Source organism: Azospirillum agricola (assembly GCF_017876095.1).
GTDB lineage: Bacteria > Pseudomonadota > Alphaproteobacteria > Azospirillales > Azospirillaceae > Azospirillum > Azospirillum agricola.
In genome coordinates, this window is record NZ_JAGINM010000025.1 from 68,165 (window position 1) to 90,085 (window position 21,921).

Below are 21,921 nucleotides of genomic sequence, written 5' to 3' on the forward strand. Positions count from 1 at the left end.
GGCAAAAAATAGGCATTTGGTGCGCCGCACTCTTGCGCAGACGGCCGCCGGGAAACCATTCGATCTAGGACCTGTCCGGAGCTGCGGTCTATGCGCCCACCGTCCGCTGCGCCTATTGGCCGGGCGGCGCAGATGTGGCACCGTCGTTGCCCCATGCGGTCGTTCGCACACGACCGGTGGCACCAAGAACGGCCTCAAGACGAATAAGGCAGGGGGAGTGTCGGCCATGCTCGACAAACGGGATCTGCGTCTGGCGCCGCGCCGCGCGGTGGCGCTGGTGCTGGCCGGGGGACGGGGCAGCCGTCTGAAACAACTGACCGACCGCCGCGCCAAGCCGGCGACCTATTTCGGCGGCAAGTTCCGCATCATCGACTTCGCCCTGTCGAACTGCGTGAATTCCGGCTTCCGCCGCATCGGCGTGATCACCCAGTACAAGTCGCACAGCCTGCTGCGCCACCTGCAACGCGGCTGGAACTTCTTCCGCGGCGAGATGAACGAGTTCTGCGACCTGCTGCCGGCGCAGCAGCGCATCGACGAGACCTCCTGGTACCAGGGCACCGCCGACGCGGTGTACCAGAACCTCGACATCCTGCGCGACCACGAGCCGGAATATGTCCTGATCCTGGCCGGCGACCACATCTACAAGATGGATTACGGCGCGCTGCTGCTCGACCACATCGCCCGGCAGGCCGACGTGACGGTGCCCTGCGTCGAGGTCCCGCGCGAGCAGGCGACCGGCTTCGGCGTCATGCACGTCGACGAGGAGCGCCGCATCATCGATTTCGTCGAGAAGCCGGCCGACCCGCCGCCGATGCCGGGCAAGCCCGACATGGCGCTGGCCAGCATGGGCATCTACGTCTTCAACGCCCAGTTCCTCTACGACCAGCTGGAGCGCGACGTCGCGACGCCGGGGTCGAGCCGCGATTTCGGCAAGGACATCATCCCGCATCTGGTCAAGAGCGGCGCCCGCATCATGGCGCACAACTACGCCGACAGCGCGGTGATCGACGCACCGGACGACGTGCCCTACTGGCGCGACGTCGGCACCATCGACGCCTATTGGGAGGCCAACCTCGACCTCTGCCACGTCACGCCGCAGTTGAACATGTACAACCGCGACTGGCCGATCTTCACCTACCAGGAGCAGCTTCCCCCCGCCAAGTTCGTCTTCGACGACGAGGACCGCCGCGGCATGGCCGTGGATTCGCTGGTCTCGGGCGGCTGCATCATCTCCGGCTCGACGGTGCGGCGCTCGCTGCTGTTCAGCTCGGTGCGCGTCAACTCCTACAGCGAGCTGCACGAGGCGGTGGTGCTGCCGGAGTGCGACATCGGCCGCCATTGCCGCCTGAAGAAGGTGGTCATCGACCGCGGGGTCAACATCCCCAACGGGCTGGTCGTCGGCGAGGACGCCGAGCTGGACGCCAAGCGCTTCTTCCGCAGCGAGGGCGGTGTCGTGCTGATCACCCGCGAGATGATCGAGGCGCTGCCGAAGGAGTGAGCTCCCCTTCGCTTTTCCGTCCTCCCGCCATTCCCGCCCGCGCGGGAATGGCGCTATAAGGGTGCGGCCTTCCCGGCCGCTTCCCTCCCGCCGCCGAGTGCCTCCCCGATGCGCGTCCTCTACGTCACGTCCGAATGCTACCCGCTGGTCAAGACGGGGGGGCTGGCGGACGTGTCCGCCGCCCTGCCGCCGGCGCTGAACGCCGCCGGGGCCGACGTCCGCCTGCTGCTGCCCGGCTATCCGGCGGTGCTGAACGGCCTGTCGAACCTGCACGAGGTCGGCGACCTGATCACCGACCTGCCCGGCTGCGACCGCGCCCGGCTGCTGATCGGCCGCACGGCGGACGGGGTGATGGCCTACGCGCTGGACGCGCCGTCGCACTACAACCGTCCCGGCAACCCCTATCTGGGGCCGGACGGACAGGACTGGCCGGACAACGCCCTGCGCTTCGCGGCGCTCGCCTGGGCCGCCGCCGGCTTCGCCGCCGAGGACAGCTACGATCCCTGGTGGCGGCCCGACGTGCTGCACGGGCACGACTGGCAGGCCGGGCTGATCCCCGCCTACCTCGCGCTGCGCCCCGACCGCTTCGCCGGCCCCTTCCGCCCCGGCACCGCGCTGACCATCCACAACATCGCCTACCAGGGCCTTGTCGGGCCGTGGATGATGGGCGACCTCGGCCTGCCCTCCGCCGCCTTCCGCGTCGACGGCGTCGAGTATTACGGCAACATCGGCTACCTGAAGGCCGGTTGCTACTACGCCGACCGCCTGACCACGGTCAGCCCGACCTACGCCCACGAGATCCAGACTCCCGAGCACGGCACCGGGTTGCAGGGGCTGCTCGCCACCCGCTCCGACGACCTGACCGGGATCCTGAACGGCGTCGATTACGGCATCTGGGACCCGTCGCGCGACCCGCACATCGCCGCCCGCTACACCCCCGACGATCTCGGCGGGAAAGACGCCTGCAAGGCCGACCTGCAATCCGCCTTCGGTCTGGAGCGCCGCCCCGACGCGCCGCTCGCCGCCGTGGTCAGCCGGCTGACCTGGCACAAGGGGTTGGATTTGGTGCTGGAGGCGGCGGCGCAATGGGTCGCCTGGGGCGGGCAGCTCGTGGTGCTGGGAAGCGGCGACGCGGCGAGCGAAGCCGGTTTCCGCCACCTCGCGCAATGGCACTCCCATTCGGTCGGCGTCCGCATCGGCTACGACGAGCCGCTGTCGCACCGCATCCAGGCGGGCTCCGACCTGTTCCTGGTGCCGTCGCGGTCGGAGCCCTGCGGCCTGACCCAGATGTACGCGCTGAAGTACGGCACGCTGCCGCTGGTCCGCCGCACCGGCGGTCTCGCCGACACGGTGATCGACGCCAACCCGGCGGCCAGCAACGACGGTAGCGCCACCGGCTTCCAGTTCGTCAACGCCAGCGCCCAGGAACTGCTGTGGTCGCTGCGCCGGGCGATGAACCTCTACCGCAAGCCGGAGCGCTGGCAGGCCATGCAGCGCCGCGCCATGACGAGGGACTTCGGCTGGCACGGCCCGGCGGAGGAATACATGGAGCTGTACCGGAGCATCGCCGGCAATTCGTAACGAATTGAAGAATCGACCGCCAAGCCACGATCAATCATGCCGTTCATCTGTGTTCATCTGTGTCTAAAATTCTCCTGCCCGACCAGAACCTGTCCGGGACGGCTGTTTTGTTTGACACAGATGAACACAGATAGACACAGATGAACGGGGATGACCGCCGGCTCTGCCCGTCCCTTCTTCTCCCGCATATCCGTATGGCCGTGCCGAAGCGCACCCCGCCCGTACACACCATCGTTGCGCCCATCCCGCGTCCGCCCTATGTTCCCCGGCAAACTCTTAAAGTCCCGGGCCCCGATGACTGACCTCTCGCACATCCGCAATTTCTCGATCATCGCCCACATCGACCACGGCAAGTCGACGCTTGCCGACCGGTTGATCCAGCAGTGCGGCGGCCTCGACGCGCGCGAGATGCGCGAGCAGGTGCTCGACAGCATGGACATCGAGCGCGAGCGCGGGATCACCATCAAGGCCCAGACCGTCCGCCTGCTCTACAAGGCCGAGGACGGCAAGCAGTACACCCTGAACCTGATGGACACCCCCGGCCACGTCGACTTCGCCTACGAGGTCAGCCGGTCCTTGTCGGCCTGCGAGGGCTCGATCCTGGTGGTCGACGCCTCCCAGGGGGTCGAGGCGCAGACGCTCGCCAACGTCTATCAGGCGATCGACAACAACCACGAGATCATCCCGGTCCTCAACAAGATCGACCTGCCCGCCGCCGAGCCGGACCGCATCAAGCAGCAGATCGAGGACGTGATCGGGCTGGACGCGACCGACGCGGTGGAGATCTCGGCCAAGACCGGCCTGAACATCGCCGCCGTGCTGGAGGCCGTCGTCAAGCGCCTGCCGGCGCCCAAGGGCGACGCCGACGCCCCGCTGAAGGCGCTGCTGGTCGATTCCTGGTACGACCCCTACCTCGGCGTCGTCATTCTGGTGCGCGTGGTCGACGGCGTCCTCAAGGTGAACCAGAAGGTCCGCTTCATGGCGGCCGGCAGCTCCCACGACGTCGAGCGCGTCGGCGTCTTCACGCCGAAGGCGCTGCTGACCGGCGAGCTGCGGCCCGGCGAGATGGGCTTCATCACCGCCGCGATCAAGGACATCACCCAGACCAAGGTCGGCGACACCATCACCGAGGAGCGCAAGCCCGCCGCCGAGCCGCTGGCCGGCTTCAAGCCGTCGGTGCCCGTGGTGTGGTGCGGCCTGTTCCCGGTCGACGCCGCCGATTTCGAGCGGCTGCGCGATTCCTTGGGCAAGCTGAAGCTGAACGATGCCAGCTTCCATTACGAGGCCGAGACCTCGGCGGCGCTGGGCTTCGGCTTCCGCTGCGGCTTCCTCGGGCTGCTGCATCTGGAGATCATCCAGGAGCGGCTGGAGCGCGAGTTCAACCTCGACCTGATCACCACCGCCCCCTCGGTGGTCTACAAGCTGACCATGACCGACGGGACGGTGCAGGATCTGCACAACCCGGCCGACATGCCCGACGTGGTCAAGATCGACCACATCGACGAGCCGTGGATCAAGGCGACCATCATGCTGCCCGACGAGTATCTCGGCGGCATCCTCCAGCTCTGCACCGAGCGTCGCGGCCAGCAGATCGAGCTGACCTACGCCGGCGCCCGCGCCATGCTGGTCTACCGCCTGCCGCTGAACGAGGTGGTCTTCGACTTCTACGACCGGCTGAAGTCGATCAGCCGAGGCTACGCCAGCTTCGACTACCAGATGGACAGCTACGAGGAAGGCGACCTCGTGAAGCTGGCGATCATGGTCAACGCCGAGCCGGTCGACGCCCTGTCGATGATCGTCCACCGCAGCCAGGCCGAGCGGCGCGGCCGCCAGCTCTGCGAGCGGCTGAAGGAGCTGATCCCGCGCCAGCTCTTCAAGATCGCGGTGCAGGCCGCCATCGGCGGCCGGGTCATCGCCCGCGAGACCATCAGCGCCATGCGCAAGGACGTGCTGGCCAAGTGCTACGGCGGCGACATCAGCCGCAAGCGCAAGCTGCTGGACAAGCAGAAGGAAGGCAAGAAGCGCATGCGCCAGTTCGGCCAGGTGGAGATCCCGCAGAGCGCCTTCATCGCCGCGCTCAAGATGGGCGACGAATGACCGGATGGGGATGATCGGATGACGGGAAGGCGGGCTTCGGCCCGCCTTTTTTGTTTGTGTGCAAGCGCAAAAGAAAATCCATAACCCTTTCGCATCTGCGAGATGAAAGTCCGGACGCCCTGTTCTCGGGTGCAGGGATGCGGGCGCCGCGGCGCCGCCCCCGCCGACGCTTCCGACCATCATCGTGGCAGGGACCATCATGGAAACCGGATCGACCGGGGAACGGGTGATCGTTCCCCTTGCCGAAGAAATCGCGACCGTCCACAAGACCGCCCGCGCCTCCGGCGGCGTGCGGGTGCGCAAGACGGTCCAGGAAACCTTCCAGGACATCGACGAAACGGTGAGGACCCAGGAGGTCACCGTCCGCCGCGTCCCGGCCGGCCGCTGGATCGACGAGGCTCCCCGCCAGCGCCAGGAGGGCGACACGACGATCATCCCCATCGTCGAGGAGGTCGCCGTCATCGAGACCCGACTGCGGCTGGTCGAGGAAATCCATGTGACCCGGCGATCCTCCATCCGCCCCCTGCGCACCGCCGTTCCCGTGCGCCGCGAACGGGCCGAGATCGAGGCCATCGCCGCCGACGGCACCGCCATCAAAGCCCACCACCACACCAACGACGACACCAATCACGACACCGACGACGACACCCGTGACGGCGCGGCCGCCGCGCCCGTCCCCGCCCTCAGGAGAACAGCCATGACGACGATCATCGGTCTTTTCACCGACGCCACCGCCGCCGCCACCACCGCCCAGCAGGCCCGGACGGCGCTTCACGCCCTCGGCGACAGCGGGGCGGACATCCGGGTTTTCGGCTCCGGCGGCGATGGGACGGCGGCCGATCTGCGGGCCGCGCTGTCCGGCCTGGAAATCGACGATGCGGACATCCAGGCCCTCGCCGGCTCTCTGGAGCGGCGGGCCTTGATCGTCACCGCGCGGGTGTCCGCCGACCGGACCGAGGCGGTTGTTGAAATCATGACGGAGAACGGCGCGGAAGGGACCGACGTCTTCGACGGCCCGGACGAGGAACGGCTGGTCCTGCCCGAAGCCGAGGAGAGCATCGACGTGGCGAAGACGAGCGTGACCACCGGCGTCCGCGCCCGCAGCACGGTCACCGAGCGCCCGGTCCACAAGACCGTGACCCTGAAGGACGAGACGGTCCAGGCCCGCCGCCGCGACGCCGACCGCGACCTCAGCCCGGAGGAGGCCGAGGCCGCCTTCCAGGAGCGGACTGTCGAAGTGACCGGCGTCTCGGAAGAGGCCGAGATCCGCAAGGCCGCCCGCCTGATCGGCGAGGTCGAGATCACCAAGGACAGCCAGGAACGCCAGGAAGTCATCCGCGACACCGTCCGCCGGACCGAGGTCGAGACGCAGCGGATCGAGCGTCACCGCTGATCCCCCGTCGCTGAGGAAGCGTGGGTGGGGACGGTGCGTCGCGACCGGCGTGCCCACCCCCCACCCACCGCTTTTCCGGCCCTTCTTCGGACCGGACGGACTTAGAGCGCCGAACAGAAGCTTGAGTCGTCTCTCGACACGTCATCCCCGCGAAGGCGGGGATCCAGAGTTTTCCGAGCGGAACCAATGGGAAAAGCCTGGATCCCCGCCTTCGCGGGGATGACGGTTCCATTGGGCACCGATGGCGAAAACGGAATTCTGTTCGGCGCTCTTATCGCGTCGCGCCGCCCCGCCGGTCGAGTCGGTTCCGCATCCTCTCCACCCGTTCCCGCAGATCGTTGACGCAGGTGGTTCGAACCCAGCGGGCCAGGGCCGCCGGGTTGCGGGTCGGCGCATTCCGTTCGACGTAGCGGTCCGCCGACAGCCCGTCCCGCGCGCTCCGAGCCTGGAGCAGTTCCCAGTAGACCGGCTCCAGATTCACCGTGACGGGCGTGCCGTCGAGGGTCAACACGCGGTTCACCATGCAGCGCCTCCTTCAAGCGATGGGTGGGTTTACCACAGCGTGTGCATTCTTCATAACTACGTAGTTTGATATTTACTATCTTTTAGTTATACGTATTTACTTATTAAGCTAATTAATTGCTTTCGAAAATTCGCTGATGCATCGTCTCCGCATGGCGGAAGACCTTGTTGCCCTGACCGTGAAGCTCGAACGTGACGACTGGCGCGTTGTCCATGAGCATGCCCTCGCCCTGAAGATGAGCGGCGACCCCGCGCGCGGGTCCATACAAGGGGTGCTGACATCGGCCCTCGCCGATTATTTTCAGGCCCATGGCTTGGGTGAGCTCAAGACGAAGCCGACCGGACGCGGTGGGCCGCGCAACCGCACGCGCGGCTGAGCTTTTCGAGGGAAAAACGCCGCCCGCATGCAACGAATCGGGCGCTGGCGTGTCAATGCGTGGACAAGCGCCGCCACCGCGCGGCCCGTTCCATCCGCCATGGGAGCATGACATGCGCACGCTTTTCACCGCCGCCGTCCCGGCCCTTCTGCTGCTGGCGGCGGCCACGCCGGGCCAGGCCCAGACCGCCACGCCCCCCGGCAAGGCCGAGGCCGTGGCAGCCGGCACCATGGACACCGGCGCCCGCGACCTCGTGCCCTCGCGCGACCTGATCGGCAAGCCGGTGGTCCATCGTCACGGCGGCCCGGTCGCCGGCACCATCCAGGACGTCACCACCGGTTCCGACGGCCAGCCGGTCATCGCGCTGAAGCGGCCGAACGACGACCGCCCGCTGATGCTCGGCGCCTCCGACTTCGAGCGGCGCGGCGACAGCGTCGTCATCATGCACGACCCGAGCGCGCTCGACCAGCGCGCCCAGTACGAGCGTCAGGGCGCCACCGGTTCCGGCAGTTCCTCGGGCGGCGCGGCGGCGACGGGCGCGGGAAGCGCGGGCACCGTCAAGTAAGAGAGCCTCGTTCCGCAGCGGCGGCACAGCGCCAGGACGAAAAACATCCACGCTTTTCGCCCGCAGGAGGCGAGCCGTTTCGTCAGATTGAGGGGGCGGTCGGGGCGGTGGATCGGCCACCGCCCGCGCCGCACTGACGGAGGGCAAGAGGATGGACAAAATCCTCACTCTCCTGATCCTGGTGCTGGAGATCGTCAAGCGTCTGCTTGACCTTCTGCACTAAGATCGGGCGGGCGTGCCGGAGGATACGAGCCCCCGGCACGCCTACCCCCGATATTGCGCTTCCCTATCCGCCGGTCAAGGCTTCAATAGGATCCAGGCGCCTGCGCAATCGCCGGCTGCACGGGGGGAACGCTCAGCCCTCCGCCGCTTCACCCTCGTCATCGCCCAGTGCGGCGTTGATCTGGTCGAGAGTTCGGCCGCAGCCGGTGCAGACATCGCCGTCGATGGCGCACATGCCCAGGCAATCGGGATCGTCGCTCATTCCGTAGACACCTCAAGCCCTGTGGGAACCGCTGGACAGCCGTCATTGTGCCGACGCGCCAACCCCGAATCCACCATCAAGCGTCGATGACGGTCAGCTCACCGGCGATCGGCGTCGCCATCAGCCCCTTGACCGCGACCGGATCGAGACCGGCGGCGAGCAGGCAGACCAGCTTGGCGTAGGACGCCTCGGGCGTCATGTCATAGGCGCCGACCGCCCCGACCGCGCCCAGCCCGGTGGCGTAGGCGCCGGGCAGCACCGCGCCGGCCTGGACCTGGGTGTTGTCCATCACCACCACGCCGGACCGGTCGGCGCCGGCCAGCGCCGCGAGGAAGGCCGGATCGGTCGGGCCGTTGCCCTCGCCGAAGGCCAGCAGCACCAGCCCCTTCGCCGCCGGGACGGTGCCCGACAGCATGGCGGACACCGTCGAGGCCCGGATGCCCGGATGGAGCCAAAGCATCGGCACGGAGAACCCATCCAGCGCCGCCGCCTGGGCGTCCAATTCCTCCCGGCGCCCGGCGCGGTTCGCCGGCACCGACAGCGAGCTGTCCTCGCCGGGCATCGGCAGCCACAGCGCGCTGTTCCGGTCGACGAAACTCCCCACCGTCGCCAGCGGCGGGAAGTTGGGCGACCCGAAGCCGGCGAAGCGGTTGGCGTCGATTTTCCGCGCCCGGTTGCCGCGCAGCAGCCGCGTGTCGAAGAAGACGCAGACCTCCGGCACCGGCAGGGTTCCGGCCAGCGCCAGGGCGCCGACCAGATTGGGCAGCGCGTCGCTGAGCGCGACGGTCAGCGGCACCTGGGAACCGCCGAGGATCACCGGCTTGGACAGGCCGGGCAGCAGGAAGGACAGGGCCGAGGCCGTGTAGGCCATGCTGTCGGTGCCGTGCAGCACGACGAAGCCGTCATGCTCGTCGTAGACGTCCAGGATGCGGCGGGCGATGACGATCCAGTCGGCCGGGGTCATCGCCGAACTGTCGAGCGTCCGGTCGAGCCAGCCCATCGTCCAGGTCAGGCCGGGATGATCGGCCACCCGGTGTCCGGACAGGCCGGGCATCGAGAGCACGAGCCGTTCGAACTCCGGACCGGGAACCGGGGCCAGCGCCCCCTGCGCGTCGGGAACGCAGCCGATGGTGCCGCCGGTGTACAGGACATGGACCTTCGCCATCGCTCGCCCCCCTTGCCGCCTGTCCCTCGCGAGCGCGAACGATACGACGGAGCGGTTCAGTCCTCAACAAGCACGCGGCCGTAAACCCGGGCCGGGACCGCCAGCGCCGGCATGACGGCGGAGCGGAAGGAAAGGCCCGGCGTGTCGTCGGCGACGCCGTTCGGGACGCAGCCCGCAACGCCCTTCGGAACGATGACGGGGGCGTAGGCCAGCCGGAAGGGTTCGCGCCCGGCCGCCGGGCGCGCGGGGGGATCGCGCGGGCGGTCGAGGCGGGCGGCCTCCAGCACCACGCTGGTCAGGGCCATGGTCAGCAGCATGATCGTCTCGCAGGTCTCGGGGGATGTCTTGGAGACGGAACATGGGGCGGCGCGCATTCCCCTGGAAACGAATAGGCATTATGAGGTCATTACGATTCGTGATGACCAGCCGTTGCGGCGGCGGGGCGCCTCTGCTTGAATGGGAGGCAACTTCCGGTGCCACGGCCATGCTCGCGAATCTCGACACCGACCTGCTGCGCGCCTTCGTCGCCGTCGCCGAACAGCTCAGCTTCACCCGCGCGGGCGAACGGCTCGGCCGCACCCAGGCGGCGGTCAGCCAGCAGGTCCGCCGGCTGGAGGACACCGTCGCCAAGCGCGTGTTCGAGCGCGACACCCACGGCGTCCGCCTGACCCGCGACGGCGAGGTGCTGCTGGCCTACGCCCGGCGCATGCTGACCCTGAACGACGAGGTGATGGCGCTGATGCGCCGGACCACCACCGTCGCCAGCGTCCGCATCGGCACGCCCGACGACTACGCCACCATGCTGCTGCCCGAGGTGCTGGCCCGCTTCAACGCCAGCTACCCCGACGTGATGGTCGAGGTGGTCTGCGACAACAGCCCCGATCTGGTCGCCGAGATCGACAAGGGCCGCTACGATCTGGCGCTGGTCACCCGCCGCTCCGACGACCCCGGCGGCGAATTGGTGCGGCGCGAGCCGGTCGCCTGGGTGGCGCCGCCGCTCGATCCCGCCACGGGCCCAGGCGTACGGCCGGTGGAGCGGTGCGATCCCCTGCCGCTGGCGCTGTTTCCCAAGGGCTGCGTCGTGCGCGACCTCGCCGTCGACGCGCTCGACCGCATCGGCCGCGACTGGCGCGTCGCCTTCACCAGCAAGAGCGTCGTCGCCGTGCACGGCGCCATCCTCGGCGGGCTGGGGGTGACGGCGATGGAGGAGTGCACGGTGCCGCCCTCGCTGCGGCGGATCGGCCCGGCCGACGGCTTTCCGGAGCTGCCCGACATCCACATCGCCCTGCACCGGGCGCCCGGACAGCTGGCGAAGCCGGTCCGGCTGCTGGCCGACGCCATTCACGATCTGGTGGGGGAGACCGCGCGATGAGACGCCGCGCGACGCTCCCGCGGATCGCCCTGCTGGCTGCCCTGCTCCTGCCCGCGTCCTTGCCGGCGCGGTCGCAGAGCCCGGTCGCCACCGGCGCCCCGCTGACCGGCGAGGTCATCCTGAACCGCGACATCGAGGTGCGGATCGGCCCCAACGAGGATGCCCGCATCGTCATGACCCTGAAGCAGGGCAAGGCGCTGAACGCGCTGGGCACGCCGCGCGGCACCTACTGGACCGAGGTCGCCATCGGCGGCCAGCCGATCGGCTATGTCCCGGCCGACAGCCTGGACCCGGCCCTGATGGTCACCGGCCGCCCCGCCGTCGGCGGCGAGGGGCCGCGCCCGGCCAGGCCCGCCGCCGGCAAGCCGGCCGAGCCGGCGACCAGCGGCCGAACCGCCGCCGTCGTCCCGCGCGAGGCGTGGGACAAGGCGGCGCAGGCTCCCGCCCAGGGCTACGTCGTCGCCGCCAAGCCGGTCGGCGCCACCGAATTCCTCAGCAACAAGAAGCGGCGCGGCTTCACCCTGCGCAAGGGCGACGTCGTCGGCGTCATCAGCGTCGCCAGCGGGCAGGCGACGCTGGCGCTTCCCGCCGGAACCCGCGCGACGGCGCCGGTGGACGGGCTGGTCGGGGTGGTCGCCCCCTACCCGCTGCCCGGCATGCCGCCGATCGAGCCGGGGATGCTCTACGCCGCCAAGCTCGGCGAGTATGTCAGCTACGGCGAGGGGCTGCGCGCCTGGCAGGAGTTCACCGCCGGCCCCGGCAGCGCCTACCGCGACCTGCCGCCGATGGTCTGGCCGGTCTTCAAGGGCGCCCGCACGCTTTACGACATCGGGGTCGGTCCTTTCACACGCTTGCAGGTCGACACCGCCTGCGGCACCTTGGCGCAGCGCGGACTGGATTGCACGGTGATCGAGTTGGACACGTTTTGAGATTCGTTAAACCATGATTCCTTAAGATTTGGCGGCCATTGTGTTGCGGCCCTGCCCTCCGGACGGTTCGTCATGCCCCACGCCGACACGCCTGCCCCCGATGACGCCGCCGACGACGATCTCTTCTTCCTGGACGATGGGGACGGTGCCTCCTCCACGGATGAACCGGGGACGGCGCCGCCGGGCATCGGCAACCGCTGGAAGATGCTGATCGTCGACGACGAGCCGGAGGTCCATTCGATCACCAAGCTCGTGCTGTCCGACTTCTCCTACAAGGGGCGCCCGGCGCACTTCATCTCCGCCCATTCGGCGGCGGAGGCGCGGGAGATCCTGGCGCGCGAGACCGACATCGCCATGATCCTGCTGGACGTGGTGATGGAGACCGAGGACGCCGGCCTCCAGCTCGTCCACCACATCCGCGAGGAGCTGAAGAACCGCCACGTCCGCATCATCCTGCGCACCGGCCAGCCGGGACAGGCGCCGGAGCGGGCGGTCATCCTCGACTACGACATCAACGACTACAAGGCGAAGACGCAGCTCACCGCCCAGCAGCTCTTCACCACCACGGTCGCGGCGCTGCGGTCCTACGAGGACATCATGGCCATCGAGGCCAACCGCCGCGGCCTGGAGAAAATCATCGAGGCGTCCTCCTCCCTGTTCCAGGCGCGTTCGATGAAGCTGTTCGCGGCGGGGGTGTTGACGCAACTCTCCGGCCTGCTGGCCGTCGGTCCCGACGCCATCCTCTGCGTGCAGCGCGGGTCCGTGCTGGGCGCCGCCAGCGACGGGCTGTATGTGCTGGCCGGGTCCGGCCGCTTCGAGACGGTCATCAACGAGCCGGCCTGCGAGCATGTCGAACCCGCGGTCCTGGCGGCGGTGGTGGCCTGCCTGGAAAGCCACGCCAACCAGTACGCCGCCGACCACTGCACCCTCTACATCCGCACCCCCAACGACCGCGAGAACGTGGTCTATCTGCGCTCCGACCGGCCGCTGTCCGACCTCGACCGCGAACTGATCGAGGTGTTCTGCGGCCGGATTTCCGTCGGCTTCGACAATCTGCACCTCTACGAGCAGCTCCACCGCGCCCAGCAGGGCACGCTGGCGGCGCTCGCCGATCTGGCCGAGCGCCAGCGGGGCGGGGAGCCGGACTGGGAGGGGGACGGCGGGCCGGAGGACGATGGGGCCGGCGAGGAGTCCCGTTTCGCCCGCTCGCTGCGCATCGCCACCATCACGGAACGCATCGCCCGGCGCCTCCAGGAGGAGAACCGCTTCCCCGGCCTCGTCGACGACGCCTTCCTGGCGATCATCGGGCTGGCCGCGGTGCTGCACGATGTCGGCAACGCCACCGTCGATCCGGCCATACTGGGCAAACCGGGCCCCTTGACCGAGGCGGAGCGCACCGCCATGCAGCGGCACACCATCGCCGGCTCCCTGCTGCTGGACCGCGCCAGCCGTCTGGCCGAGGGGCATACCCACCTGCATCTGGGCGCCGAGGTGGCGCGCTGGCATCACGAGAACTGGGATGGCACCGGCTATCCCGACCGGCTGGGCGGGGAGTCGATCCCGGTCGCCGCCCGCATCGTCGCGGTGGCCGACGCCTACGACGCGATGACCCGCGACCGGCCCTACCGCGCCGCGCTGGGCCATGAGCGGGCCGTCGCCGAAATTCGGAAGCAGGCGGGCAGCCGCTTCGACCCCGCCGTGGTCGATGCCTTCCTGATCATCGCGCCGGACTTGGCGGCGTCCTGAGGCGGCGTCCTGACCGCACCGGCACGGCCAGGACTTGGACGGGGCGCTCAGTGGCGGGCCAGCCGCTCCACCGCGTCGCGCAGGGGAGCGACCTGCACCGGCTTGTGCAGCAGCGTGCAGCGGTGCTGGCGTGCCTCGTCCTGGCGCTCGGGCGTGGTGTCGCCGGTCAGGATGATCGCGGGCACCTGGATTCCGGTAAATTCGCGCAGCCGCTCGACCGCCTCTGCCCCGGTGCGTCCGGCGGGCAGGAAATGGTCGGCGATGATCAGCCCCGGCGGACGGTGCAGGCCGGGCAACGCGTGCTCCAGCGCGTCGAAGCTCAGGGCCGCCAACACCTCGTAGCCCCAGCCGTCGAGAAGCAGGGACAGACCCTCGACGATCGCCCGGTCGTCGTCCACCACGACAACCAAAGACGGTAAATCCGCTCGAGAATCACCATCACCCGCCGCCCGCTCTTTCGCGTCGTCCGCCATCGTCCGGTTCCCCCGATCCATTCGACACTTTTTAGGCTAAAACAAGGAAAGATGAGCAATCAGATCAATGGCTGTGGCTTTTTCGTGATTTGACTGATTTGTACGTTTGGAAGAAAAAACATATCAAAGGTTTGAAAATTTTAATCCAATGATTCAGAAACGCCTTTCATGCCAATTCGCAAAACTTCAAGCATCATCCCTTATAATCTCATGGCGAAGACTCTCAATTCTGAAAAATTGCATATGCGTGCATTCTCAGAAACGATGACTATGCAACTGAAAGCGGCATGAAAAAGGCCCCTGCCGAAGCAGAGGCCTTTTGCAAACAAATGGATAGACGGATCAGGCGCGCAAGGAGCCGCCCGTCGCCTTTACCACCGACGCGACAATCTTTTGCCCGACCGCCTCGATCGCCTCGTCGGTCAGGGTGGCGGTGGTCGGCTGGTAGGTGACGGACACCGCGACGGACTTCTGCCCCTCGCCGACGCCGGGCCCCTGGTAGACGTCGAACACCGTGACGTCCTTGACCAGCGCCTTGTCGGCGGCCTTCACCGCGCGCAGGATCTTGTCGGCCTCGACCTGGCGGCCGACCAGGAAGGCGAAGTCGCGCTCGACCGGCTGGAAGGCCGAGAGCTGGACCATCGGCTTGGCGGTGCCGCCCTTCTTCTTGGGCAGCGGGATGGCGTCGAGCGTCACCTCGAAGCCGACGACCGGCCCCTTGACGCCCAGCGTCTCCAGCACCGACGGGTGGATCTCGCCGAAGCGGGCCATCACCGTGGGGCCGAGCCGCAGCACCCCCGAACGGCCGGGGTGGTACCAGCCCGGCGCGTCGGTGGTGACCTGGAGGTTGGCGGTCGGGGCACCGGCCGCCTCCAGCACCGCCAGGGCGTCGGCCTTGGCGTCGAAGACGTCGACGACGCGCGCCTTCTCGGCCCAGTGGCGCGGCACGGCGTTGCCGGCGCGGATGCCGGCGGCGACCGTGTCCTGGCCGTCGGGGGCCGGGCTGCGGAAGGCGGCGCCGACCTCGAACAGCCGGACGTCGGCGATGCCACGGTCGGCGTTGCGGCCGGCGGCCTGGATCAGGTTGGGCAGGATCGACGGGCGCATGACGTCGAGGTCGCTGCTGATCGGGTTGACCAGCCGCAGCCCCTCATTCTCAGCCCCGAACAGCGCCGCGACCGGCGACGCCAGGAAGGACCAGGTCACCGCCTCCGACAGGCCGCGCGACGCCAGCGCGCGCTTGGTCAGCGCGACACGGCGCTGCCTCAGCGTCAGGGCCGGGCGGGCCAGCACGGTCTCGCGCGGCAGCGGCGTCGCCGGGATGGCGTCGAAGCCGTGGACGCGCAGCACCTCCTCGACCAGATCGGCCTCGCCATGGACGTCGGCGCGCCAGGAGGGGACGCCGACATGCAGGGTGCCGTTGTCGTCCTCGCCCTCGATGGTGAAGCCGAGGTCGGTCAGGATGCGGACCTGTTCGCCCTGCTCCAGATCGACGCCGCCCAGGCTCTTCACCCGGCCGGGGCGCAGGGTCAGGGTGCGCCGCCACGCCGGCTCGGCGCCGGCGATCACCAGCTCCGACGCCTCGCCGCCGCAGATCTCCAGGATCAGGCGGGTGGCGCGCTCGACGCCGGAGACGACGGCCGCCGGATCGACGCCGCGTTCCAGCCGGTAGCGCGCGTCCGACTCGACGCCGAGGCGGCGGCCGGTCTGCGCGGTGCGGACGGTGTCGAAGATCGCCGCCTCGAGGAACAGGGTGGTGGTCGCCTCGGTGCAGCCCGACGCCTCGCCGCCGATGATGCCGGCCAGCGCCTCGGCCTTCTCATGGTCGGCGATGACCGTCATGGCGGGGTCGAGCGCGTACTCCTTGCCGTTCAGCGCGACCAGCGTCTCGCCCTCGCGCGCCATGCGCACGACGATGCCGCCCGTGACCTTGTCGGCGTCGAAGGCATGCAGCGGGCGCGACAGGTCGAAGGTGATGTAGTTGGTCACGTCGACCAGCGCCGAGATCGGGCGCAGGCCGATGGCGGTCAGCTTGTCCTGCATCCACTGCGGCGACGGGCCGTTCCTCACGCCGCGGATGGTGCGGCCGACATACATCGGGCAGGCGTCCGGGGCCTCGATGGTCACGCCGATCGGGCTGGGGAAGGCGCCCGGCACCGGCGTGGCGTCGATGCGCCCCCCGGTCTGCGGCTTCAACCTGCCGAGCCCGGCCGCCGCCAGATCGCGGGCGATGCCGCGCACGCCGGCGCAGTCGGCGCGGTCGGGCGTCAGGTTGATGTCGATGACCGGGTCGTTCAGCCCGGCATACTCGGCGAAGCTGGCGCCGACCGGCGCGTCCTCGGGCAGCTCGATGATGCCGTCATGCTCGTCGGACAGCTTCAGCTCGCGCTTCGAGCACATCATGCCGTTGGATTCGACGCCGCGGATGACGCCCTTCTTCAGCGTGATGTCGGAGCCGGGGATGTAGGCGCCCTCGGCGGCGAAGACGCCCTTCAGGCCGGCGCGCGCGTTGGGCGCGCCGCAGACGACCTGGAGCTTCTCGGTGCCGGTGTCGACGACCAGCACGCGCAGCTTGTCGGCGTCCGGGTGCTTCTCCGCCGAGACGACGTGGGCGACGCGGAAGGGAGCCAGCTCCTTGGAGCGGTCGTGGACGCCTTCGACCTCCAGCCCGAGAGCGGTCAGCGTCTCGGTGATCCGGTCGAGCGTGGCGTCGGTGTCGAGATGGTCCTTCAGCCAGGACAGCGTGAACTTCATGGCTTTGGCTCCTTACCGCGTCAGGCCTTGGGCGATGTTGGGGATGTCGAGCGGCACGAAGCCGTAATGCTTCAGCCAGCGCAGGTCGGCTTCGAAGAAGGTGCGCAGGTCGGGGATGCCGTATTTCAGCATCGCCACGCGCTCCACCCCCATGCCGAAGGCGAAGCCCTGGTACTTCGTGCTGTCGATGCCGCAGGCCTCCAGCACGTTGGGGTGCACCATGCCGCAGCCGAGGATCTCCAGCCAGTCGCCGTAATTGCCGAGCTTCAGCTCGCCGCCCTTGCGCGAGCAGCCGATGTCGACCTCCGCCGAGGGTTCGGTGAAGGGGAAGAAGCTGGGACGGAAGCGCAGCGGCAGGTCGTCCACGTCGAAGAAGGCGCGGCAGAACTCCACGAGGCAGCCCTTCAGGTGCCCCATGTTGGTCGCCTCGTCGATGACCAGCCCCTCGATCTGGTGGAACATCGGGGTGTGGGTCATGTCATAGTCGGACCGGTAGGTCCGGCCCGGCGCGATGATGCGGATCGGCGGCTTCTGGTTCAGCATGGTGCGGACCTGCACCGGGCTGGTGTGGGTGCGCAGCAGCATCTTCTTGTCGCCGGCATCCGGCAGATAGAAGGTGTCGTGCATGTCGCGCGCCGGATGGCCGGGCGGGAAGTTCAGGGCCGTGAAGTTGTGGAAGTCGTCCTCGATGTCCGGCCCTTCCGCGACCGCGAAGCCCATCTCGGCGAAGATGGCGACCATCTCGTCCATGGTCTGGCTGATCGGGTGGATGCGGCCCTCGGTCTCCGGACGGACCGGCAGGGTGACGTCCACGCGTTCCGCCTCCAGCCGCGCCTTCAGATGGGCGCTGGCGAGGTCGGCCTTGCGGGCGTCGAGGGCGGCGGCGATCTCGTCCTTCAGCGCGTTCAGCGCCTGGCCGCGCTCCTTGCGCTCCTCGGGGCTGAGGCCGCCGAGTTCCTTCATGAAGCCGGTGATGCGCCCCTTCTTGCCGAGCGCGTTGACGCGCACCTCGTCCAGCGCCGGCAGATCGGCGGCGGCGTTGACCATCGACAGGAGTTCGTCTTTCAGCGCGTCGAGCATGGCGGTTCCCGGCAAACGTGGGGACGGAAGAGCAAAAACACAAAAAAGGGAGCCGGACCCAGCGGCCCGGCTCCCTTCTTCTTATCTGGCGCCTTGTGGAAAGCGTCCGCGCGATCGCGGAAGCCTTACGCGGCGGCCTTGGAGGCGAGCGCGGCCTGGGCCTGATCCACCAAGGTCTTAAAGGCCTCCGGCTCGCGCGCGGCCAGATCGGAGAGGACCTTGCGGTCGATCTCGATGCCGGCGAGCTTGATGCCGTTGATGAAGCGCGAGTAGGTCAGGCCGTACTGGCGGACGCCGGCGTTGATGCGCTGGATCCACAGGCCGCGGAAATCGCGCTTCTTGTTGCGACGGTCGCGGTAGGCGTAGCGAAGCGCCTTTTCGACCTTCTCGATCGCAATGCGGAAGTTCTTGGAGTTGCGACCCCGGTAGCCCTTGGCGAGCTTCAGAATCTTGCGGTGACGGGCGTGCGTGGTGACGCCGCGCTTAACACGAGCCATAAGTCAGATCCTTCCCAGTATCAGGCGTTGCGCAGCCAGTTCTTCAACACCGTGCGCGCGTTGGCGTCGCACAGGGTCATCATGCCGCGCGCGTTGCGCTTCATGGTCGGAGACTTCTGCTCGAGGCAGTGGCGCTTGAAGGCCGCCTGGGCGCGGACCTTGCCGGTCGCGGTCACCTTGAAACGCTTCTTGGCGCCGCTCTTGGTCTTCAGCTTGGGCATTTTGGGTTCCTATCGGATAGGGTCGACTTCCAGCGGACGGTTGGGCATGCCCTGGGCCTTGCGGTCCAGCCTCGCCGCCCGTGGAAGGATCGCCTTATACGCGCGGGACCGCCGCAACGCAAGCGCCCGTTACGGGGCGCGGATCACGAGGAGGATTGCCGTCGGCCACGGATCAACACGGATATCCACGGATGAACACGGATTTTGTTTTTCCTTGATCCCGTTCATCCGTGAGCCGGCGCAGCCGGCATCCGTGTTCATCCGTGTCAAACATCGCTGGTGGCCCCGATCCCCGTCCCCGATCCCCGTCAGCGGGTGATCATTCCCGGCAGCCCGGCGAGCAGAGCCTCGCGCACGACCATGCCGGCGAACTTGTCGGACTGGATGGCGCCGGATTCCAGCCGGGCGAAGACGACGCGCCGGCCCTCGCGCTCGGCCCAGCCGACGAACCAGCCCAGTTGGAGGGTCGGATCCTTGACACCCGAGGCGTTGCGCAGCCAGCCGCTGCCGGTCTTGCCGCGCACCGCCCAGCCGTCGGCGGCGGCGAACTGCGGCAGGATCGCCATCGTCATCCGCTGCGCCCGCTCCGACACCGGCAGGGCGCCGTCCAGCAGCCGCTTCAGCAGCTGAGCCTGCTCGTCGGGCGACACCGCCAGCGAGGACATCAGCCAGGACCTGGTCAGGCCGTCCTTCTTGGCGGGATCGCCGGTCAGGTCGCGGTTGCCGTAGTCGAAACGGTCGATGTAGCCCTGGAAGCGCTTCATGCCGAGCCGGCGCGTGATCTCCTGCGAATACCAGACAATGGAGTCGCGTTCCCAGATCGTCGGGTCGGTGGTCTTCTTCTCGCGGTCGCTGGCGTTGAACTCCGGGCGGTAGTCCCAGACCGGACGGTGCTCGTCCTCCAGGATGCCGGAATCGTAGCCCATCAGCGCCAGCGGAACCTTGAAGGTCGAGGCCGGGCTGAAGCGCGTCTCGCACGGCCCCTCGCGGAACAGCACGGCCCCCGACGCCGCGTCGAGCACCACCGAGCAGGCGATCCTGCTGAAGGGCTTGGCCGACTTGCGGGTGGCCTCGGCCGCCAGCGCGCCAAGCGGCGCTCCCAGCGCCCCCATCCCCAGCCCGATGCAAATTCCCTTTGTGAGTTGACGCCGATCGATCACCGTTTTCCTCCTCGTTGGTGGCCCGGCACAGGGATACGAGGCTGGATGTGCACCGGCAAACGATGATAAATCGGGCGAGCCCCTAGAAAAATTTGGATCGGAGCATGGTCCGCCCCCATCTGCCGCTGAACGCCCTGCGGGCCTTCGAGGCCTCCGCCCGCCACCTCAGCTTCACCAAGGCCGCCATCGAGCTGTGCGTCACCCAGGCGGCGGTCAGCCATCAGGTGAAGACGCTGGAGCAGCGGCTGGGCGCGGTGCTGTTCCGCCGCCTGCCGCGCGGCCTCGCCCTGACCGACGAGGGGCTGGCGCTGCTGCCGGTGCTGCGCGACTCCTTCGACCGCATCGGCGACCTGCTGGAACGTTTCGAGACCGGGCATGTCCGCGAGGTGCTGACGGTGGGCGCGGTGGGGACCTTCGCGGTCGGCTGGCTGCTGCCGCGCCTGCGCGGGTTCACCGAGGCGCACCCCTTCATCGACCTGCGGCTGATGACCAACAACAACCGGGTCGACATCGCCGCCGAAGGACTTGATTACGCCATCCGCTTCGGCGACGGGGCGTGGCACGGGATGGACGCGGAGCCGCTGTTCGACGCCCCGCTGTCGCCGCTCTGCGCCCCGGCCATCGCCGGGCGGCTGACCGGCCCGGCCGATCTGCTGGGGGAGACGCTGCTGCGCTCCTACCGCTCCGACGAATGGCCGCGCTGGTTCGCGGCGGCCGGGCTGGAGGCGCCGCCGATCCGGGGAACCGTGTTCGATTCGTCCTGGATGATGGTGGAGACGGCGATCGAGGGCGACGGCGTCGCGCTGGCGCCGCCGCTGATGTTCGCCCGCCCGCTGGAGGCGGGGCGGATCGTCCGCCCCTTCGCCGTCGAGGTGTCGCTGGGCGCCTATTGGCTGACCTGGCTGAAGTCCCGGCACGTCACGCCCGCGATGCGCGCCTTCCGCGCCTGGATGCTGGCCCAGGCCAACGAGGTCAACGGTACTCCTTGAAGCGCTCCGTCGCCTGCACCAGCGCCGCGCGGATGCCCGGCTCCATCGCCGAATGGCCGGCGTCGGGGATGATCCGGTAATCGGCCTCCGGCCAGGCCCGGTGCAGCTCGTCGGCCGAAATCGGCGGGCAGACCACGTCGTAGCGCCCTTGCACGATGATGCCGGGGATGTGGCGGATGCGGTGGACGTCGCGCAGCAGCTTGTCCTCCGGCTCGAAGCGGTTGGAGCGGAAATAGTGCGCCTCGATCCGCGCCAGCCCCAGCGCGTGGGTGTCCTCGCCGCTGGCGGCGATCAGCTCGGGCGAGGGCAGCAGCGACGAGCAGCTCCCCTCATAGACGCTCCACACCCGCGCCGCCGCCATCCGCACCAGCCGGTCGGGCGAGTCGAGCCGCTTCCAGTAGGCCTCCAGCAGGTCGCCGCGCTCGCCCTCCGGGATGTGGGCGGTGAAGGCGGCCCAGGCCTCCGGGAACAGCACGCGCATCGAATAGAGGAACCAGTCGATCTCGCTCTTCCGCATCAGGAAGATGCCGCGCAGGATCAGCCCCAGGCAGCGCTCCGGATGGGTCTGGGCGTAGGCCAGCGCCAGGGTCGAGCCCCAGGAGCCGCCGAACAGGTGCCAGCGCTCGATCCCCAGATGGCGGCGCAGCGTCTCGACATCCTCGACCAGCCGTTCGGTGGTGTTCTCACGGATCTCGCCGAGCGGGGTGGAGCGGCCGGCGCCGCGCTGGTCCATCACCACGATGCGGTAATGGGCCGGGTCGAAGAAGCGGCGGTGGGTCGGCGAGGCGCCCGCCCCCGGCCCGCCATGCAGGAACATCACCGGCACGCCGCGCGGGTTGCCCGCCTGCTCCCAATAGACCGTGTGGAGGCCGTCCACGGCCAGCGTGCCAGTCTGGTACGGGTCGATGGGCGGGTAGAATTCGCTGCGGGGCATGGGGGTCGGTCCTGTGATGCGGAGGTCGAGTGTAAAGGAGCGGCCGCGCCTTGCGCCAGAGTGGAAAACCCTGGCCGGCCGTCT

21 protein-coding genes are annotated in these 21,921 nt (G+C 68.7%); 10 read left to right on the forward strand and 11 right to left on the reverse strand.

Features of this window, described 5'->3' with window-relative positions; genetic code table 11:
* Positions 1–226: 226 nt before the first annotated feature.
* The 4 genes from glgC (at position 227) to J2847_RS28155 (ending at position 6,569) form a co-directional block, all read left to right on the forward strand.
* Entirely contained in the window at positions 227–1,498 is a 1,272-nt protein-coding gene (gene glgC, locus J2847_RS28140) for a glucose-1-phosphate adenylyltransferase (RefSeq protein WP_209782057.1), read from the forward strand.
* A 108-nt stretch (positions 1,499–1,606) separates the two neighbouring features.
* Positions 1,607–3,079, forward strand: coding sequence for a glycogen synthase GlgA (gene glgA / locus J2847_RS28145; RefSeq protein WP_209782058.1), 1,473 nt, complete (start codon positions 1,607–1,609; stop codon positions 3,077–3,079).
* 294 nt (positions 3,080–3,373) lie between these two features.
* Positions 3,374–5,176 carry a translation elongation factor 4 gene (gene lepA, locus J2847_RS28150; RefSeq protein ID WP_085555679.1) on the forward strand — a complete coding sequence of 601 codons (1,803 nt, stop codon included), beginning with the start codon at positions 3,374–3,376 and terminating at the stop codon, positions 5,174–5,176.
* A gap of 199 nt (positions 5,177–5,375) precedes the next feature.
* A complete protein-coding gene (locus J2847_RS28155; protein WP_209782059.1) occupies positions 5,376–6,569 on the forward strand; it encodes a YsnF/AvaK domain-containing protein in 1,194 nt (397 codons plus the stop codon).
* Between the two features lie 271 nt (positions 6,570–6,840).
* On the opposite strand, the gene J2847_RS28160 is transcribed toward J2847_RS28155, so the two are convergent.
* Complete coding sequence (locus J2847_RS28160; RefSeq protein WP_209782060.1) at positions 6,841–7,092, reverse strand: ribbon-helix-helix domain-containing protein; 252 nt, start codon at positions 7,090–7,092, stop codon at positions 6,841–6,843.
* Between the two features lie 151 nt (positions 7,093–7,243).
* On the opposite strand from J2847_RS28160, the gene J2847_RS28165 reads away from it, so the two are divergent.
* Both J2847_RS28165 and J2847_RS28170 read left to right on the forward strand, forming a co-directional pair.
* Positions 7,244–7,468, forward strand: coding sequence for a hypothetical protein (locus J2847_RS28165; protein WP_209782061.1), 225 nt, complete (start codon positions 7,244–7,246; stop codon positions 7,466–7,468).
* Between the two features lie 112 nt (positions 7,469–7,580).
* On the forward strand, positions 7,581–8,033 hold the full coding sequence (locus J2847_RS28170; protein WP_209782062.1) for a hypothetical protein: 453 nt from the start codon (positions 7,581–7,583) through the stop codon (positions 8,031–8,033).
* Positions 8,034–8,388: 355 nt separating this feature from the next.
* On the opposite strand, the gene J2847_RS28175 is transcribed toward J2847_RS28170, so the two are convergent.
* From J2847_RS28175 to J2847_RS28185, 3 genes are all read right to left on the reverse strand, one after another.
* A complete protein-coding gene (locus J2847_RS28175; RefSeq protein ID WP_209782063.1) occupies positions 8,389–8,517 on the reverse strand; it encodes a DUF1289 domain-containing protein in 129 nt (42 codons plus the stop codon).
* A gap of 76 nt (positions 8,518–8,593) precedes the next feature.
* Positions 8,594–9,682, reverse strand: a complete 1,089-nt coding sequence (locus J2847_RS28180) for an asparaginase (RefSeq protein WP_209782064.1) — start codon at positions 9,680–9,682, stop codon at positions 8,594–8,596.
* A gap of 56 nt (positions 9,683–9,738) precedes the next feature.
* The gene (locus J2847_RS28185; RefSeq protein WP_209782065.1) at positions 9,739–9,999 is read right to left on the reverse strand and encodes a hypothetical protein; all 261 of its coding nucleotides are present in this window, start codon (positions 9,997–9,999) and stop codon (positions 9,739–9,741) included.
* A 167-nt stretch (positions 10,000–10,166) separates the two neighbouring features.
* On the opposite strand from J2847_RS28185, the gene J2847_RS28190 reads away from it, so the two are divergent.
* From J2847_RS28190 to J2847_RS28200, 3 genes are all read left to right on the forward strand, one after another.
* Positions 10,167–11,054 carry a LysR substrate-binding domain-containing protein gene (locus J2847_RS28190; RefSeq protein ID WP_209782066.1) on the forward strand — a complete coding sequence of 296 codons (888 nt, stop codon included), beginning with the start codon at positions 10,167–10,169 and terminating at the stop codon, positions 11,052–11,054.
* Entirely contained in the window at positions 11,051–11,983 is a 933-nt protein-coding gene (locus J2847_RS28195; protein ID WP_233474845.1) for an SH3 domain-containing protein, read from the forward strand. Before J2847_RS28190 ends, J2847_RS28195 begins: the two co-directional genes overlap by 4 nt.
* Before the next feature lie 72 nt (positions 11,984–12,055).
* Positions 12,056–13,729: a DUF3369 domain-containing protein gene (locus tag J2847_RS28200; protein WP_209782067.1), complete on the forward strand. Its 1,674-nt coding sequence runs from the start codon at positions 12,056–12,058 to the stop codon at positions 13,727–13,729.
* 47 nt (positions 13,730–13,776) lie between these two features.
* On the opposite strand, the gene J2847_RS28205 is transcribed toward J2847_RS28200, so the two are convergent.
* The 6 genes from J2847_RS28205 to blaOXA form a co-directional block, all read right to left on the reverse strand.
* Positions 13,777–14,130: a response regulator gene (locus tag J2847_RS28205; protein WP_085555670.1), complete on the reverse strand. Its 354-nt coding sequence runs from the start codon at positions 14,128–14,130 to the stop codon at positions 13,777–13,779.
* 414 nt (positions 14,131–14,544) lie between these two features.
* A complete protein-coding gene (gene pheT, locus J2847_RS28210) occupies positions 14,545–16,956 on the reverse strand; it encodes a phenylalanine--tRNA ligase subunit beta (protein ID WP_209782069.1) in 2,412 nt (803 codons plus the stop codon).
* Between the two features lie 12 nt (positions 16,957–16,968).
* Complete coding sequence (pheS, locus tag J2847_RS28215) at positions 16,969–18,036, reverse strand: phenylalanine--tRNA ligase subunit alpha (protein WP_209782070.1); 1,068 nt, start codon at positions 18,034–18,036, stop codon at positions 16,969–16,971.
* Between the two features lie 125 nt (positions 18,037–18,161).
* Positions 18,162–18,533: a 50S ribosomal protein L20 gene (rplT, locus tag J2847_RS28220; RefSeq protein ID WP_085555667.1), complete on the reverse strand. Its 372-nt coding sequence runs from the start codon at positions 18,531–18,533 to the stop codon at positions 18,162–18,164.
* A 20-nt stretch (positions 18,534–18,553) separates the two neighbouring features.
* Positions 18,554–18,754, reverse strand: coding sequence for a 50S ribosomal protein L35 (rpmI, locus tag J2847_RS28225; protein ID WP_085555666.1), 201 nt, complete (start codon positions 18,752–18,754; stop codon positions 18,554–18,556).
* Positions 18,755–19,062: 308 nt separating this feature from the next.
* A complete protein-coding gene (gene blaOXA / locus J2847_RS28230) occupies positions 19,063–19,866 on the reverse strand; it encodes a class D beta-lactamase (RefSeq protein WP_233474850.1) in 804 nt (267 codons plus the stop codon).
* A 152-nt stretch (positions 19,867–20,018) separates the two neighbouring features.
* Here blaOXA and J2847_RS28235 point away from each other — a divergent pair, with 152 nt between their 5' ends.
* Positions 20,019–20,903, forward strand: a complete 885-nt coding sequence (locus J2847_RS28235; RefSeq protein WP_209782072.1) for a LysR family transcriptional regulator — start codon at positions 20,019–20,021, stop codon at positions 20,901–20,903.
* On the opposite strand, the gene pip is transcribed toward J2847_RS28235, so the two are convergent.
* On the reverse strand, positions 20,887–21,837 hold the full coding sequence (pip, locus tag J2847_RS28240) for a prolyl aminopeptidase (RefSeq protein ID WP_209782073.1): 951 nt from the start codon (positions 21,835–21,837) through the stop codon (positions 20,887–20,889). The genes J2847_RS28235 and pip overlap by 17 nt on opposite strands.
* Between the last annotated feature and the right edge of the window lie 84 nt (positions 21,838–21,921).

What these genes read in the sequence shown, in the direction of transcription:
- glgC (WP_209782057.1), top strand. Translation starts at nt 227, where the DNA reads ATGCTCGACAAACGGGATCTGCGTCTGGCGCCGCGCCGCGCGGTGGCG.
- glgA (WP_209782058.1), top strand. Translation starts at nt 1,607, where the DNA reads ATGCGCGTCCTCTACGTCACGTCCGAATGCTACCCGCTGGTCAAGACG.
- lepA (WP_085555679.1), top strand. Translation starts at nt 3,374, where the DNA reads ATGACTGACCTCTCGCACATCCGCAATTTCTCGATCATCGCCCACATC.
- J2847_RS28155 (WP_209782059.1), top strand. Translation starts at nt 5,376, where the DNA reads ATGGAAACCGGATCGACCGGGGAACGGGTGATCGTTCCCCTTGCCGAA.
- J2847_RS28160 (WP_209782060.1), bottom strand. Translation starts at nt 7,092, where the DNA reads ATGGTGAACCGCGTGTTGACCCTCGACGGCACGCCCGTCACGGTGAAT.
- J2847_RS28165 (WP_209782061.1), top strand. Translation starts at nt 7,244, where the DNA reads ATGGCGGAAGACCTTGTTGCCCTGACCGTGAAGCTCGAACGTGACGAC.
- J2847_RS28170 (WP_209782062.1), top strand. Translation starts at nt 7,581, where the DNA reads ATGCGCACGCTTTTCACCGCCGCCGTCCCGGCCCTTCTGCTGCTGGCG.
- J2847_RS28175 (WP_209782063.1), bottom strand. Translation starts at nt 8,517, where the DNA reads ATGAGCGACGATCCCGATTGCCTGGGCATGTGCGCCATCGACGGCGAT.
- J2847_RS28180 (WP_209782064.1), bottom strand. Translation starts at nt 9,682, where the DNA reads ATGGCGAAGGTCCATGTCCTGTACACCGGCGGCACCATCGGCTGCGTT.
- J2847_RS28185 (WP_209782065.1), bottom strand. Translation starts at nt 9,999, where the DNA reads ATGCTGCTGACCATGGCCCTGACCAGCGTGGTGCTGGAGGCCGCCCGC.
- J2847_RS28190 (WP_209782066.1), top strand. Translation starts at nt 10,167, where the DNA reads ATGCTCGCGAATCTCGACACCGACCTGCTGCGCGCCTTCGTCGCCGTC.
- J2847_RS28195 (WP_233474845.1), top strand. Translation starts at nt 11,051, where the DNA reads ATGAGACGCCGCGCGACGCTCCCGCGGATCGCCCTGCTGGCTGCCCTG.
- J2847_RS28200 (WP_209782067.1), top strand. Translation starts at nt 12,056, where the DNA reads ATGCCCCACGCCGACACGCCTGCCCCCGATGACGCCGCCGACGACGAT.
- pheT (WP_209782069.1), bottom strand. Translation starts at nt 16,956, where the DNA reads ATGAAGTTCACGCTGTCCTGGCTGAAGGACCATCTCGACACCGACGCC.
- pheS (WP_209782070.1), bottom strand. Translation starts at nt 18,036, where the DNA reads ATGCTCGACGCGCTGAAAGACGAACTCCTGTCGATGGTCAACGCCGCC.
- rplT (WP_085555667.1), bottom strand. Translation starts at nt 18,533, where the DNA reads ATGGCTCGTGTTAAGCGCGGCGTCACCACGCACGCCCGTCACCGCAAG.
- rpmI (WP_085555666.1), bottom strand. Translation starts at nt 18,754, where the DNA reads ATGCCCAAGCTGAAGACCAAGAGCGGCGCCAAGAAGCGTTTCAAGGTG.
- blaOXA (WP_233474850.1), bottom strand. Translation starts at nt 19,866, where the DNA reads ATGGGGGCGCTGGGAGCGCCGCTTGGCGCGCTGGCGGCCGAGGCCACC.
- J2847_RS28235 (WP_209782072.1), top strand. Translation starts at nt 20,019, where the DNA reads ATGGTCCGCCCCCATCTGCCGCTGAACGCCCTGCGGGCCTTCGAGGCC.
- pip (WP_209782073.1), bottom strand. Translation starts at nt 21,837, where the DNA reads ATGCCCCGCAGCGAATTCTACCCGCCCATCGACCCGTACCAGACTGGC.